This is a genomic window from Microbacterium sp. NPDC055357 (assembly GCF_053644835.1).
This window is the reverse complement of sequence record NZ_JBSHLZ010000006.1, coordinates 100,685-114,590: the sequence shown is the minus strand read 5'-3', so window position 1 is coordinate 114,590 and position 13,906 is coordinate 100,685. Positions and strand designations below refer to the sequence as shown.

Here is a 13,906-nt window from a genome sequence, read left to right as displayed (position 1 = left end):
CCAGGCCGCACCGACACACCCCGAAGCGACAGTCGTGCAACGACACGGGCCGGCAAGACACAGGCCGGCAACGACGCATCAGCGCCCGGCTGCTCCCTCACTCACGCGCCACCGCCAGGTGGAGGCCAACACCGTGCGCGGACACATCCTCCAGTTCATCGGCGCGGGACACGCCATCACCGCGATCGCGCGAGCCGGCAGCAGCTACACCGTGACGGGGCGAGAACCCTCGGCGGGATCGGTGCCCCGCTCGACCCGCACGATGAACTGCTTCGACGTCGGGGTGTTGCAGATGTCGGCGACCGCGCCGCGCGGCACGAGGACGTTCGCCTCGGGGAAGTACGCCGCGACGCATCCCTTGACGGTCGGATACGACACCGCGCGATATCCGCGCAGCACGCGGTCGGGCTCACCCGGCCACTCGCTGAAGATGTCGACCGTGTCCCCGTCGGCAAGGCCCCGCTCCGCGAGGTCGTCGGGGTGGATGAACAAGACGAAGCGACCCTTGTGGATGCCGCGATACCGGTCGTTCAGAGAGTAGATCGTCGTGTTGTGCTGATCGTGCGCGCGCATCGACTGCATCAGGAGCCGACCCTCGGGCGCCGTGACGTGCTCGACGTCCTGGATCGTGAACTCGGCCTTTCCGGACGCCGTCGGAAACGTGCGCGAGTCACGCGGCGGGTGCGGCAGAACGAACGTGAGATCCCTGCGGATCCGCTCGTCGAAGTCGTCGAAACCGGGCACGACGCGCGAGATCGAGCCGCGAATACGCGCGTAGTCCCGCTGGAAGTCCGCCCAGGGGATGCCGGGATGCGATTCCGCGAACAGGCGCTTGCCGAGCTCGCACAGGATCCACACGTCAGAACGCACGTCGTCGGACACGGGCGCGAGCTCACCATGGCTCATGTTGATGCGGCAGACGGTGTCTTCGCTCGTGACGAACTGCAGGCCCGCGTCGGTGACGTCGCGCTCGGCGCGCACGAGTGCGGGCAGCAGCAGCGACTCCTCGCCCGCCACGACGTGCGAGCGATTCAGCTTCGTCGCGACCTGAACGGTCATGCCGACCTTGCGCACGCCCTCCTCGGCGCGACCGGAGTCGCTCATCGCCGCGACGAGGTTGCCCGCGAGCGAGACGAAGACCTCTACGTCGCCCTGCTCCATCGCGTTCATGGCGTCGACGGAATCGAGTCCGTCGGCGTGCGGCACCGCGAAGTCGAACTCCTGCTCGAGCTGCGCCGCGAAGGCGGGGCTGATCTTCTCCCAGATCCCCATCGTGCGATCGCCCTGCACATTGCTGTGGCCGCGGATCGGCGATGCCCCCGCGCCGCGCTTTCCGATATTGCCGCGCAGCAGCAGCAGATTCATGATCTCGGCGATCGTCGCGACGGCCTTCTTGTGCTGCGTGATGCCGAGCGCCCAGGTGATGATCGTGCCGTTGCTGGCGATGTAGCGTTCGGCGAGCTCATCGATCTCGGCGCTCGTGAGCCCCGTCGCGACAAGCACTTCGGCTTCATCCACCTGCATGATGTGGTCGCGGTACGCGTCGAACCCGTTGCAGTGGGTGCGGATGAAATCGTGGTCGAGCACCGAGCCGGGCGCCTTCGCCTCGGCCTCGAGAACGCGCTTGGCAACAGCCTGCAGCAGATGCTGGTCGCCGCCGATCTTGATCTGCACGAACTGGTCGGCCATCTTGGTGCCCGTGCCCAGCTCGCCCGACACCTTCTGCGGATTCTTGTAGCGCTTGAGCGAGGCCTCGGGCAGCGTGTTGACGGCGACGATGGTGCCGCCGGCGGTCTTGGTGTCCTCCAGCGCATTGAGCATGCGCGGGTGGTTCGTGCCCGGGTTCTGTCCCATGACGATCACGAGGTCCGCCCATGCGAAGTCGTCGTAGTGCACCGTCGACTTGCCGATCCCGATCGCGGGGGTCATGCCCGACCCCGTCGCCTCGTGGCACATGTTCGAGCAGTCGGGCAGATTGTTCGTTCCCAGAGCGCGTGCGAAGAGCTGGAAGAGGAACGCCGCCTCGGTCATGATGCGCCCCGAGGTGTAGAACACCGCTGCGTCGGGGGTCTCGAGCCCGCGCAGCCTGTCGGCCAGCTTGTCGAGCGCGTCCTGCCACGAGATCGGCTCGTAGTGATCGCTGCCCGCGGCCTTGTACATGGGCTTCGTGATGCGGCCCTGCATCCCCAGCCAGTACTCGCTCTTGTCGAGCATGCTCGTGAGGCTGTTCTCGGCCCAGAAAGCGTCTTCGATGACGACGGGCGTGGCATCCCACGCGATGTTCTTGATGCCGTTCTCGCAGAATTCGAGAGCCTTGGAGTGGTCGGGATTCGCCCACGCGCACGAGGGGCAGTCGAACCCCTTCTTGTGATTGATCGTGAGGGACAGCTTGTCCGTGCGCAGCGTTCCGAGTCGCTCTTCGAGCGGCACCATCGCCTTCTCGACCGCCTCGATGCCGACCGCGTAGCCCATCGGCTCCTTCACCTCGAGATGCGCGTCGGTGAAGTCCTCGGCGAGCGGGTGATCGAACGGATCGTTCATGCGTGTGCTCCTTTCGACACGCCCGCCGCGAGGGCGTCGGTGAGGCGTTCGGGGTGCGAGTAGACGTTCATGGTGTTGCCGCGGACGAAGCCCACGAGGGTCAATCCCGACGCGACGGCGAGCTCGACGGCGAGCGACGACGGCGCCGAGACGGCGGAGAGAATGGGGATGCCGGCCATCACGGCCTTCTGTACGAGCTCGAAGCTCGCCCGGCCCGATACCTGCAGCACCGTGGCGCGCAGGGGCAGCTTGTCCTCGAGCAGCGCCCACCCGATGACCTTGTCGACGGCATTGTGCCGGCCGACGTCTTCGCGGAGCACGAGAAGATCTCCGGATGCCGCATCGAAGAGCGCGGCGGCATGCAGCCCGCCCGTCTTGTCGAACACGGCCTGCCGCTCGCGGAGCCGGTCGGGAAAGCCCGCCACATCGGCGGGCGCGACCGTCGCATGGTCGTTCGTGAGGTCGTACGACGAGACGGTCTCGACGGCGTCGATCGAGGCCTTGCCGCAGATCCCGCACGAGCTGGTCGTGTAGAAGGCGCGCGCGATGTCCGGCGAGGGCGGCTCGACCCCCGGGGCCAGAGTGACATCGAGGACGTTGTAGGTGTTCTCGCGCACCGTGCCGCCCCCGTCGGCCCCTAAGCCTGTTGAAGGGCCGCCGCAGTGGATCGCCGACCGGAACTCCTCACCACGCGAGAGAACACCTTCGGACACGAGGAAGCCGCCGGCGAGCTCGATGTCACTGCCGGGCGTACGCATCGTGACGGCGAGCGGCGTGCCGGCGACCCGGATCTCGAGGGGCTCCTCGACCGCGAGCGTGTCGGGCCGACGACGCACCGTCGCTTCACCCGAGGTCACCGTGATTCGCGTCACCGGTCGCAGCGCAGTGATCCGCCCCATGGCGCCATGCTAGCCGCGGCTGCGGTGCTTGTGGTCGAGCACGGATGTCGTTTCCGTGCCATTCTCGCGGAGCGGCTCAGCCGCCGATCGCGTTCATGCCGCGCGCGGGCTGCAGGAACGACGGATCATTGATCGCGTGTCCGGGGAGCTTGCCCCGCACGCAGGCGCGCAGCATGGCGTCGATGCGGTCATCGGCAGACGACCCTTCGGCAAGCTCAGGGACCGGGCCAAGGTCAGGGACCGGGCCGAGGTCAGAGACCGCGCCTTCGGCGAGCGGCCCCTGAACCTGCCGAAGGGTCGGGTCAAGGTCAGAGACCGCGCCTTCGGCGAGCGACCCCTGAACCTGCCGAAGGGACGGAACGAGGTCAGAGACCGCGCCTTCGGCGAGCGACCCCTGAACCTGCCGAAGGGACGGAACGAGGTCAGAGACCGCGCCTTCGGCGAGCGGTCCCTGAGCCTGCCGAAGGGTCGGAACGAGGTCGTACTCGGTCGTCGAGAACAGGCAGTTGCGCAGCTGTCCGTCGGCGGTGAGCCGCAGCCGGTCGCAGTCCCCGCAGAACGGCGCCGTCACCGACGCGATGACACCGACCGAGTGCGCGGAGCCGTCGAGCATCCACCGTTCGGCCGGGGCGCCGCCGCGACCGGGCAGCGGCGTGAGCGTCCAGCGCTCGGCGAGCCGGTCGAGGATCTCCTCTCGGGTCACCATGCGCGCGCGGTCCCACGTGTGTCCCGCATCCAGTGGCATCTGCTCGATGAAGCGCATCTGCGCGTCGTGCGCGATCGCGAACTCGACGAGGTCGACGAGTTCGTCGTCGTTGACGTCGCGCATCGCGACGGCGTTGATCTTGAGCGGTCGCAGCCCCGACCGCTGCGCCGCGGCGACGCCGGCGAGCACGTCGTCGAGGCGATCACGCCGCGTGAGCTCGCGGAACCGGTCGGCGCGCAGCGTGTCCAGCGAGATGTTCAGCCGCGCAAGACCAGCCGCCTGCAGCGCGGGAAGGACCTCGGGCAGCCGGATGCCGTTCGTCGTCATCGCGATGTGCACGGGTTCACCGTCGCTCGTGCGCAGCGCCGCGAGTCGGCCGACGACCTCGACGATGTCGCCGCGCAGCAGCGGCTCGCCACCCGTGAGCCGGAACGTCGAGATCCCTGCCGCCGCCGCAACACGCGCGACCCGCACGATCTCGTCGACGCTGAGGATGCTCGACCGTGCGAGCCACTCGTTCCCCTGCTCGGGCATGCAGTACGTGCAGCGCAGCGAGCAGCGGTCGGTGAGCGAGATGCGCAGGTCGCGGTGCGTGCGCCCGTGCGTGTCGACGAGCGGGGTCCCGGGAACGGCATGATCGACGGATGCCGCGGGGTGCGGCATCCGCACGCCGATCGTCACGGGCACGACGGTCATCCGTGCACCCCCGTCACACGCTCCGCCATACGCCGAGGGTAGCCCGCCCATGACATCGTCGGGCCTTCGGGCGACTGATCCGTGCCCATTTTCCCGCTCGGCGCTCGTCCGCCTGGGAGATTCCTGTGTACGGTGACGATCGAGTCGGTGAGATGACCGACACTGTGGTCAGACCATATGTATGCTCATGGTCAGACCACATGGACGGTACGAGCGATCGGAGAACACGACCGTGGATCTGCTGGACCCTCTGCTCCTGGCGCGATGGCAGTTCGGCCTGACGACGCTCTACCACTTCATCTTCGTCCCCCTGACGCTGGGCATGGCCGTCACGGTGGCGATCTTCCAGACCGCGTGGGTGCGCACGGGCAACCTCAAATGGCTGCACCTGACCCGGTTCTTCGGCAAGATCTTCCTGATCAACTTCGCGATGGGCGTCGTGACGGGCATCGTGCAGGAGTTCCAGTTCGGCATGAACTGGTCGTCGTACTCGCGATTCGTCGGCGATGTGTTCGGCGCACCGCTCGCGTTCGAAGGTCTCCTCGCGTTCTTCTTCGAGGCGACCTTCATCGGCCTGTGGATCTTCGGGTGGGACAAGCTGCCGCGCAAGATCCACCTCGCGACGATCTGGATCGCGGCAGCCGGCGCCTGGGTCTCGGCGTACTTCATCCTCGCCGCGAACGCCTTCATGCAGAATCCCGTCGGCTACCAGATGGCCGAAGACGGCGGCCGAGCCGAGATGGTGGACTTCTTCGCCGTCCTGTTCAATCCCGTCGCGCTCGCGGCGTTCCCGCACACGATCGCCTCGGCGTGCATGTTCAGCGCCGGCGTCATCATCGCGATCGCCGCCTGGCACCTCATGCGCCGCCAGCACGAGGACATGATGCGTCCGACCCTCAAGTACGGCGCCTGGATGATGATCATCGCGTTCGTCGGCACGGCGATCTCGGGCGACCAGCTGGGCCTGGTCATGGTCGACACGCAGCCGATGAAGATGGCCGCCGCCGAGGCGCTCTTCGACACGGCGTGCGGCGCCGAAGCATCCTTCTCGATCTTCACGCTGGGCACACCCGACGGCCAGACCGAGCTGTTCTCGATCCGCGTGCCCTACCTGCTCGCGTTCCTGTCGACGCACACGCTCACGGGCTGCGTCGAGGGCATCAACAACCTCAACGCCGAGTACACGACCGAGCTCTTCCCGCAGTTCGCCGATCAGCTGGACGGCAACTTCGCCCCCATCCTGTGGGTCACGTACTGGTCCTTCCGCTGGATGATGGGCTTCGGCTTCCTCGCGACCGCCGTCGCCGTCGTCGGCCTGTGGGTCACGCGCAAGGGCGCCAAGAAGCCGCCGGCCATGTGGATGTGGCGCATCGCCGTGTGGTCGGCGCCGCTGGGGCTGTTCGGCATCCTGGTCGGCTGGATCTTCACCGAGATGGGCCGCCAGCCCTGGATCGTGTTCAGCCTCATGCTGACCGAGGACGGCGTCTCGCCGAATGTGCCGGGCTGGAACGTGCTGCTGTCGCTCGTCTCGTTCACGCTCATCTATCTCATCCTCGCCATCGTCGAGTTCGGACTGATTGTGAAGACGGTCAAGAAGGGCCCCGAGCCCGTTCCCGAACCGGGCTCGGAGGCCGCCGGGCCGACAGCAGTCGAAGACACGCCCACCACGGTGTACTAGGAGCTGACATGGATCTCGCCTACCTCTGGTTCTTCATCGTCGGATTCCTCTTCGTCGGCTACTTCGTGCTCGACGGGTTCGACTTCGGCGTCGGCATGTCCCTGCCGTTCCTCGGCAAGAACGACGTCTCCCGCCGGCAGGTCATCAACACGATCGGTCCCGTGTGGGACCTCAACGAGACGTGGGTCATCGTCGCGGGGGCCTGCCTGTTCGCGGCGTTCCCGGAGTGGTACGCGACGTTGTTCAGCGGCTTCTACCTGGCGCTGCTGGTCATCCTGCTCGCCCTCATCGTGCGCGGCGTCTCGTTCGAGTACCGGCACCAGCGCGACAGCCTGCGGTGGAAGCGCAACTTCGACCGCATGATCGTCATCGGCTCGGCACTGCCCGCGTTCCTGTGGGGCGTCGCCGTCGCCAACATCGTGCAGGGCGTCCCCCTCGACGCCGACCACGAGTTCATGGGAAGCCTGCTGACCCTGCTGAACCCGTACGGCCTGCTCGGCGGCTTGACCACGCTCCTGCTGTTCTTCACGCACGGCGTGTACTTCGTCGCGCTCAAGACCGACGGGCAGGTGTCGGCCGACGCCCGAAAGCTCGCCGTGCGCTCGGGCCTGGTGACGATCGTCGTCGCGGCGGGCTTCCTGCTGTGGACGATCGCCATGGCCTTCGACCAGGACCGTGACCTCGCCTGGCTCACGGTGCTGTGTTCGGCCGTCGCGGCGGTGCTGCTGATCTCGTCATGGGTGTCGAACCTCCGCGGTCGCGAGGGATGGGCGTTCGGCTTCGGAGCGTTCACGATCGTCAGCGCCGTGCTGGCCCTGTGGTTCGCGCTGTTCCCGTACGTCATGCCGTCGACGGTCGACCTCGCCACCAACAGCCTCACGATCGAGAACGCCTCGAGCACCGACTACACCCTGACGATCATGTCGTGGGCCGCGCTCGTCTTCCTGCCGCTCGTGCTGCTCTACCAGGGCTGGACGTACTGGGTGTTCCGCAAGCGCGTGCGCCGCTCGACGATCGAGAAGGCCGCCGCCGAGGTGCACTGAGCCCCGGCCCCGACCGGACCCGCTGCGGCGGCGGTCGACCACACGCGGACTGGATTAGGGTCGAGAAGGCATGAACGAGACGGACACGGCTCCTCCGCCCGGCCGGGCTCGCCCGATCGATCCTCGCCTTCTGCGGTACGCCTCGGCATCGCGCGCGTTCTTCGTCGCGATCGGCGCGATCGCCCTCGCCCAGACCGCCGTCATCGTCGCCTTCGCGTGGCTGCTGACGCGGGCCGTCGTCGGAGCGGTCGAGGGGATGCCGCCGGCCGAGCTCACGACGACGCTCGCGGGCCTCGCCGGCGCGGCCGCGGCGCGCGCACTGCTCGTGTGGGCCCGCGACGCCGTCGCGGCGCGGGCCGCCGCGCGGGTGCAGACGCAGCTGCGGACGGCACTGGTCGCGGCGGTCGGCGCGCTCGGACCCGAGTGGCTCGCGACGCGCAACTCCGCCGCGCTCGCGGTGACGGCCGGCCGCGGACTCGATGCCCTCGAGGCGTATTTCGGCCGCTACCTGCCTCAGCTCGTGCAGACCGTCGTCGCGACGCCGCTCATCGTCGCCGTCATGTGGTGGCAGGACTGGATCTCGGGCCTGACGGTCGTGCTCACGATCCCCCTCATCCCGATCTTCATGGTGCTCATCGGCCTCGCGACGCGTGCTGTCCAGCAGCGCCAATGGGCGACGCTGCAGCAGCTCGCGGCACGCTTCTCGGACACCGTGCAGGGATTGTCGACGCTCAAGATCTTCGGGCGCCAGCACCGGGCCGCGGCATCCATCGAACGCGTCACCGACGACTATCGCCGCGAGACGATGCGCGTGCTGCGGATCTCGTTCCTGTCGGGGTTCGCGCTGGAGTTCCTCGCGAGCATCTCGGTCGCGATCATCGCCGTGTCCATCGGGTTCCGCCTCATCGACGGCTCGCTCACGCTCGCGATCGGTCTGTTCGTGCTGCTGCTCGCACCCGACGCGTACCTGCCGCTGCGCCAGGTCGGAGTGCAGTTCCACGCTGCGGCCGAGGGCGTCGCGGCGACCGACGACGTCTTCGGTGTCCTGGATGCCGCGCGCTCGCTCCGGGACGACGCGCCCGCGCGTCCGGCGACGGGGTCCGCAGCGCCGGCCCCCGCGGCCGCCGGGCCCGCCGGAGGGGCGCTGCTCACCCTGAGCGGTCTGCGCGTCCGGCGCGGCGACCGCATGCTGCCGCCGGTCGACCTGTCGGCCGCCCCCGGAACGGTCACGCTGATCGAGGGTCCGAGCGGTGCGGGCAAGTCGAGTCTGTTCGCCGCCCTGCGAGGAGCGGCCTCGTTCGACGGCGACGCCGCGTTCCGCGGCGTCGATGTGCGATCGCTCGCGCCGTCGCAGTGGCTGGCGTGGGCGAGGCAGAGTCCGGGCCTGGTGTCGGGCACGGTCGCCGACAACGTCACGCTCGGCGACGATGCACCCCTGACCGATCTCGTGTCGCGGTCGCTCGCGCTCGCCTGCGCCGACGACATCGATCCCGGCCTCGAGCTCGGCGTGCAGGGCGTGGGACTCTCCGGCGGCCAGGCGCAGCGCGTCGCCGTCGCGCGGGCGCTGTACCGCCACCTGCGCGGCCGGGCCGACGTGATCGCCCTCGATGAGCCGAGTGCGGCGCTGGATGCTGCGACCGAGGCGCGCCTGTGGAGCGGCATCCGCCGCGTGGCCGACGACGGTGCCGCCGTGCTGCTCGTGTCGCACCGCGAGAGCGCGCGCACGATCGCCGACGCCGTCGTGCGGATGAACGCGAGCGAGGTGATCGCGTGAGACGCGCGTCGACGGGCCTCGGCACCGCGGCGGTGCTGCGCGGCGCGCTGCCTCCCGCGCGACGGCTGTGGCCCGCGCTCGCGGCCGGTTTCGCCTCGGAAGCCTCGGCGGTGGCTCTCCTCGCGACGAGCGCGTGGCTCATCGTGCGGGCGAGCGAGATGCCGCCCGTCCTGTACCTGTCGGTCGCCGTCGTCGGCGTGCGCTTCTTCGCGCTCACCCGCGCCGTCTTCCGCTACCTCGAGCGCCTCACGGGCCACGACGCCGCACTGCGCCAGCTGGCATCGACGCGCGGCGCCCTCGTTCGTCGACTCGTGCCGCTGGCTCCCGATGGCCTCACCCGCGCGAAGCGCGGCAGCATCCTCGGCGCCCTCGTCGACGACGTCGACGAGCTGCAGAACCTTCCGCTGCGGGTCGTGCAGCCGCTCGTCTCGTCGGCGCTCGTCGCGATCGGGGCGGTCGTGCTCGTCGCGTTCGTGTGGTGGCCGGCCGCCCTGACCCTGCTCGCATGCCTGATCGCTGCGGGACTCGTCGCGACGCTGTGGGGATGGGCGTCCGGAGCGAGGGCCGATCGCGCGATCGCCCCGCTGCGGGCGCAGCTCGCCGATGCCGTGCTCGACCACATCGGGAGCCTCGACGTGCTCGCCGCCTACGGCGCGGAGCCGGCCAGCCGCGCCCGCATCGCGAAGGCCGACGCGGCCGTGCGCAAAGCCGTCGTGCGCCGCGCCGGAGCACAGGCGGCGACAGCCGGGCTCGTCTCTCTTCTCGCCGGCGCCGCCTCGATCGCGGCCGTGATCGTCACGGCCCCGGCCATCGGCGACCTCGACGGCCCGTGGCTCGCGGTCGCCGTGCTCGTGCCGATGGCGACCTTCGAGGTGTTCACCTCGGTGCCCCTCGCGGCATCGGCGTGGCGTCAGGTGCGCGCTTCGGCGGAGCGCGTCGCCACGGCGGTGCCCGCCCAGGCTCCCGAGGGCATCGTGCGCGAGCATGTCGCCCCCACCGGCAGCGCGCCGCCGCTCGGCTCGGGCGTGCGTCTCAGCGGCGCGACCGTGCGCTGGCCCGGTGCCGCCGAGCCCGCGCTGCACGACGTCGATCTGGCGGTGCGACCCGGTGAGCGGGTGCTGGTGGTGGGCTCGAGCGGGTCGGGCAAGTCGACGCTCGCGCACGCGCTCGTCCGCTTCCTCGAGACCGACGGCGGCTACGACATCGGCGGACGCTCGGTGCACGACCTGGCCGGCGACGACGTGCGGCAGACGATCGGCCTGTGCGAGCAGCATCCGATGCTCTTCGACGAGGACATCCGCCAGAACCTGCTGTTCGCGCGCGAGGGCGCCTCCGACGCAGAGCTCGAGAACGCGCTCGAGCGTGTCGGGCTGGGCGCGTGGCTGCGTGAGCGCGGGGGCCTCGATGCGCGGGTCGGTGAGCGCGGCGGCCTGGTCTCGGGCGGGCAGGCGCAGCGCATCGCCCTCGCGCGGGCGCTGCTGCGCGGTTTTCCCGTGCTCGTGCTCGACGAGCCGACCGCGGGAGTGGACCCCGCGGCATCCGATGCCCTGCTGACGGATCTGCTGAAGGCCATCGGCGATGACCGTGCGGTCGTGCTCATCTCGCACGTGACGGTCCCCACCGGCCTGGTCGACCGGGTCGTGTGCATCGAGCGCGGGCGAATCGTCGCCTGACGCACAAGAAGTGCGGTTCTTTCACACGAAGCCAGAAGGCGGAGGGTTTATCGCCGCGATCCCGGCGGGCCGGTGGAAAGATGAGCGACAGTGGAGGGAACTTCGCCCTAGAGGAGATCCCCATGCACACCACTGACACGCACGATTCGGACGCCTCCGACTTTCTCGCTGTGCCGGTCTGGTACGACCGTCACCCTTCGCAGGCCGAGGGCGAAGACTACTGACGCGCCCCTAGGACAGGCGCACATCCTCGGCAGCGACCCGCAGAACGACGTCGCGGCCTGACGCCAGGCCCAGATCGATCGCGCGATCGGTGGACACGTCGATCGCGACGTCCGGTCCGACTACCCGCACGCGCACGCCACCGGGCGTCTGCTCGAGCCGCGCCACCCGCGCGAGCCACTCCCCCGTCTTCGCCGGCGACCCGTCGGTGCGCGCGATCTGCACGCGCGACGGTGCGAAGACGGCCGCCGCCGGTCCGTCGGCGATTCCGGATGCCGCGAACTCGAGGCCTCCCGCGACGAACCGCCCGTCGCGCACCCGGCCGGAGACGCGGTTGACCCCGGCGACCGCGGCGGCGAACCGGGTCGCCGGCACGGCGAAGACGTCTCGCACGGCACCGGCCTGCGTCACCGCACCGGCCTCGAGGATGACAAGGCGTGTCGCGAGGGCGACGGCGTCGACCGCGTCGTGCGTCGCGATGATCGCCGTCGTGCCGGTCGCGGCGAGCTGATCGTGCAGCACCGTGCGGATGTCGCCCGCCGTCTCGGGGTCGAGCGAGGTGAGCGGCTCGTCGAGCAGGAGCGCCGCGGGAGCCGTGGCGAGCGCCCGGGCCAGGGCGACCCGTTGCTGCTGGCCGCCCGACAGCTGCGCGGGCCGACGGGCGCCCATGCCCTCGAGACCGACGCGCGCCAGCCATTCGTCGGCCTCCACGCCCGCCGCGGCGGCGGAGACGCCCCGCACCCGACGACCGAACGCGATGTTGGCGCGGGCGCTCAGGTGCGGGAAGAGCCGCGGGTCCTGCCCCAGCAGCACGACGCGCCGCTGCGCGGGTGTCACGTGCGTCCGTGGCCGAGGTGCGGCATCCAGCACCCGATCGTCGAGCGTGATCCGTCCCTCATCGAGCCCCACGAGCCCCGCGAGAACTCCGAGCAGGGTCGATTTGCCCGCCCCGCTCGGTCCCATGAGGGCGATGACCTCACCCGCCGCCGCGCGCACGTGCGCCTCCAGACGGAACCCCGCCCGCTCGACCACGACGCGCGCGTCGAGCGCCTCACCCGTCATCCGGGGGCCTCCGCACGCCACGCGCGGACGAGGAACAGCACCGCGACCGCCGTCACGAGCAGCAGCAGCGACAGCGCGACCGCCGTGCCCTGCGAGACGCCCGCGCCGTTGAACGCCGTGTAGATCGCGAGCGGCATCGTCTGCGTGACCCCCGGTGCGTTCCCGGCGAACAGCGCCGTCGCGCCGAACTCTCCGATCGCGCGCGCGAAGCACAGCACGATTCCGGCGACCAGCCCGGGCGCCGCCAGCGGCAGCGTCACGCGAGCGAGGATCGTCCACCGGTTCGCACCGAGCGCGGCGGCCGTCTGCTCGTACCCGACACCCGTCGTGCGCAGCGACCCCTCGAGCGCGAGCACGAGGAACGGCAGCGCGACGAAGGTCTGCGCCAGCACGACGGCGCCGGTCGTGAAGGGCACGCGCACGCCCCACTCGCCGAGCAGCCCGCCGAGCCAGCTCGTGCGACCGAAGAGGAACAGCAGCGCGACGCCGCCGACCATCGGCGGCAGGACGAGCGGCACCGTGACGACGGCGCGCAGCAGCGCCGCCGTGCGCCGGCCCGCCCGCGCGATGACGAGCGCGAGCGGAACCCCCAGCACGACGCACACGACCGTCGCGATGAGGCCCGTGAGCACCGACAGCCCGAGCGCCGACAGCGCTTCGATCGAGGTGATGTCGCTCCACAGCGTCGACCACTCGACGCGCAGCACGAGGGCGCTGAGGGGCAGGACGAGCAGCCCGGCCCCGATGACCGCGGGGACGGCGAGCACACGCGGAACGAACCCTCGCGCGTCGCGACGATGGGTCACGGCGATCCGAAGCCGCGCGCCGAGAGGACGGCGCGGCCGTCATCGCTCAGCACGAACGCGACGAACGCGGCCGCGGCGGCGGGGTTCGCGGCATCCGTCATCACGGCGATCGGATAGCGGTTGACCACGTCGTGCGCGCCCTCTGCGTCGACGACCTCGACGCCGGCGACATCGCGCACATCGCTCGCGTAGACGAGTCCCGCGTCGGCCTCGCCGATCCTGACCTTGGCGAGCACAGCGGTGACGTTCTGCTCGAGGCTCCCCGCGGACACCGTGACACCGGCGTTGCCGAGCAGCGTGCCGGATGCCGCACCGCACGGCACTTCGGCAGCGCACAGCACGACGGTGAGATCCGGGTCGGCCAGGCTCTGCAGCCCCGTGACGCCGCCGGGGTTGCCCGCCGGGACCGCGATGACGAGGGTGTTCGTCGCGAAGAGGGCGGGCGCCGCGGCGAGATCGCCGATCCTGTCCATCGTCACCTCGTCGGCCGAGGCGAAGACGTCGGCCGGCGCTCCCTCGATGATCTGCCTCGCGAGAGTGCTGGATCCGTCGTAGACGACCGGGCGCACATCCACGGACGGATGCCGCTCCTCGAAGCGCGCAGCGAGCTCGTCGAACGCCGTGCCGAGCGACGCCGCCGCGTAGATCGAGAGCTCGCCGGTCAGCTCGGGGCCGACGCCCTCGACCGGCGCCGAGGGAGCACGGGGGTCCTCGTCGGCGGGGCGGACGCCCCCGCTCGCCGCGCAGCCGGCGAGCGCCACGAGTGCCGCGACGGCGAGGACGACGGCGAAGCGGGAGCGCGCCAC

The 13,906-nt window shown here is 70.2% G+C and carries 10 protein-coding genes; 4 read left to right on the top strand and 6 right to left on the bottom strand.

Annotation, left to right across the window (positions count from 1 at the left end; all coding sequences use genetic code 11):
- Positions 1-204 precede the first annotated feature (204 nt).
- From ACWICD_RS09950 to moaA, 3 genes are all read right to left on the bottom strand, one after another.
- Complete coding sequence (locus ACWICD_RS09950; protein WP_454140058.1) at positions 205-2,541, bottom strand: FdhF/YdeP family oxidoreductase; 2,337 nt, start codon at positions 2,539-2,541, stop codon at positions 205-207.
- Entirely contained in the window at positions 2,538-3,440 is a 903-nt protein-coding gene (gene fdhD, locus ACWICD_RS09945; protein WP_454140057.1) for a formate dehydrogenase accessory sulfurtransferase FdhD, read from the bottom strand. Before fdhD ends, ACWICD_RS09950 begins: the two co-directional genes overlap by 4 nt.
- Positions 3,441-3,516: 76 nt before the next feature.
- Entirely contained in the window at positions 3,517-4,842 is a 1,326-nt protein-coding gene (gene moaA, locus ACWICD_RS09940) for a GTP 3',8-cyclase MoaA (RefSeq protein ID WP_454140056.1), read from the bottom strand.
- Between the two features lie 232 nt (positions 4,843-5,074).
- Between moaA and ACWICD_RS09935 the strand changes: the two genes are divergently transcribed.
- The 4 genes from ACWICD_RS09935 (at position 5,075) to cydC (ending at position 11,010) form a co-directional block, all read left to right on the top strand.
- A complete protein-coding gene (locus ACWICD_RS09935) occupies positions 5,075-6,520 on the top strand; it encodes a cytochrome ubiquinol oxidase subunit I (protein ID WP_454140055.1) in 1,446 nt (481 codons plus the stop codon).
- An 8-nt stretch (positions 6,521-6,528) separates the two neighbouring features.
- Positions 6,529-7,563: a cytochrome d ubiquinol oxidase subunit II gene (cydB, locus tag ACWICD_RS09930; protein ID WP_376125390.1), complete on the top strand. Its 1,035-nt coding sequence runs from the start codon at positions 6,529-6,531 to the stop codon at positions 7,561-7,563.
- A 70-nt stretch (positions 7,564-7,633) separates the two neighbouring features.
- Entirely contained in the window at positions 7,634-9,337 is a 1,704-nt protein-coding gene (gene cydD / locus ACWICD_RS09925) for a thiol reductant ABC exporter subunit CydD (RefSeq protein WP_454140054.1), read from the top strand.
- Positions 9,334-11,010, top strand: coding sequence for a thiol reductant ABC exporter subunit CydC (gene cydC / locus ACWICD_RS09920; RefSeq protein WP_454140053.1), 1,677 nt, complete (start codon positions 9,334-9,336; stop codon positions 11,008-11,010). The genes cydD and cydC overlap by 4 nt, the downstream gene beginning before the upstream one ends.
- A gap of 231 nt (positions 11,011-11,241) precedes the next feature.
- On the opposite strand, the gene ACWICD_RS09915 is transcribed toward cydC, so the two are convergent.
- The 3 genes from ACWICD_RS09915 to modA are packed head-to-tail and all read right to left on the bottom strand — an operon-like array spanning position 11,242 to position 13,906.
- Positions 11,242-12,294 carry a sulfate/molybdate ABC transporter ATP-binding protein gene (locus ACWICD_RS09915; RefSeq protein ID WP_454140052.1) on the bottom strand — a complete coding sequence of 351 codons (1,053 nt, stop codon included), beginning with the start codon at positions 12,292-12,294 and terminating at the stop codon, positions 11,242-11,244.
- Positions 12,291-13,100 carry an ABC transporter permease gene (locus ACWICD_RS09910; protein ID WP_376125381.1) on the bottom strand — a complete coding sequence of 270 codons (810 nt, stop codon included), beginning with the start codon at positions 13,098-13,100 and terminating at the stop codon, positions 12,291-12,293. The genes ACWICD_RS09915 and ACWICD_RS09910 overlap by 4 nt, the downstream gene beginning before the upstream one ends.
- Positions 13,097-13,906 carry a molybdate ABC transporter substrate-binding protein gene (modA, locus tag ACWICD_RS09905; protein WP_454140051.1) on the bottom strand — a complete coding sequence of 270 codons (810 nt, stop codon included), beginning with the start codon at positions 13,904-13,906 and terminating at the stop codon, positions 13,097-13,099. Before modA ends, ACWICD_RS09910 begins: the two co-directional genes overlap by 4 nt.

What these genes read in the sequence shown, in the direction of transcription:
- ACWICD_RS09950 (WP_454140058.1), bottom strand. Translation starts at nt 2,541, where the DNA reads ATGAACGATCCGTTCGATCACCCGCTCGCCGAGGACTTCACCGACGCG.
- fdhD (WP_454140057.1), bottom strand. Translation starts at nt 3,440, where the DNA reads ATGGGGCGGATCACTGCGCTGCGACCGGTGACGCGAATCACGGTGACC.
- moaA (WP_454140056.1), bottom strand. Translation starts at nt 4,842, where the DNA reads ATGACCGTCGTGCCCGTGACGATCGGCGTGCGGATGCCGCACCCCGCG.
- cydB (WP_376125390.1), top strand. Translation starts at nt 6,529, where the DNA reads ATGGATCTCGCCTACCTCTGGTTCTTCATCGTCGGATTCCTCTTCGTC.
- cydD (WP_454140054.1), top strand. Translation starts at nt 7,634, where the DNA reads ATGAACGAGACGGACACGGCTCCTCCGCCCGGCCGGGCTCGCCCGATC.
- ACWICD_RS09915 (WP_454140052.1), bottom strand. Translation starts at nt 12,294, where the DNA reads ATGACGGGTGAGGCGCTCGACGCGCGCGTCGTGGTCGAGCGGGCGGGG.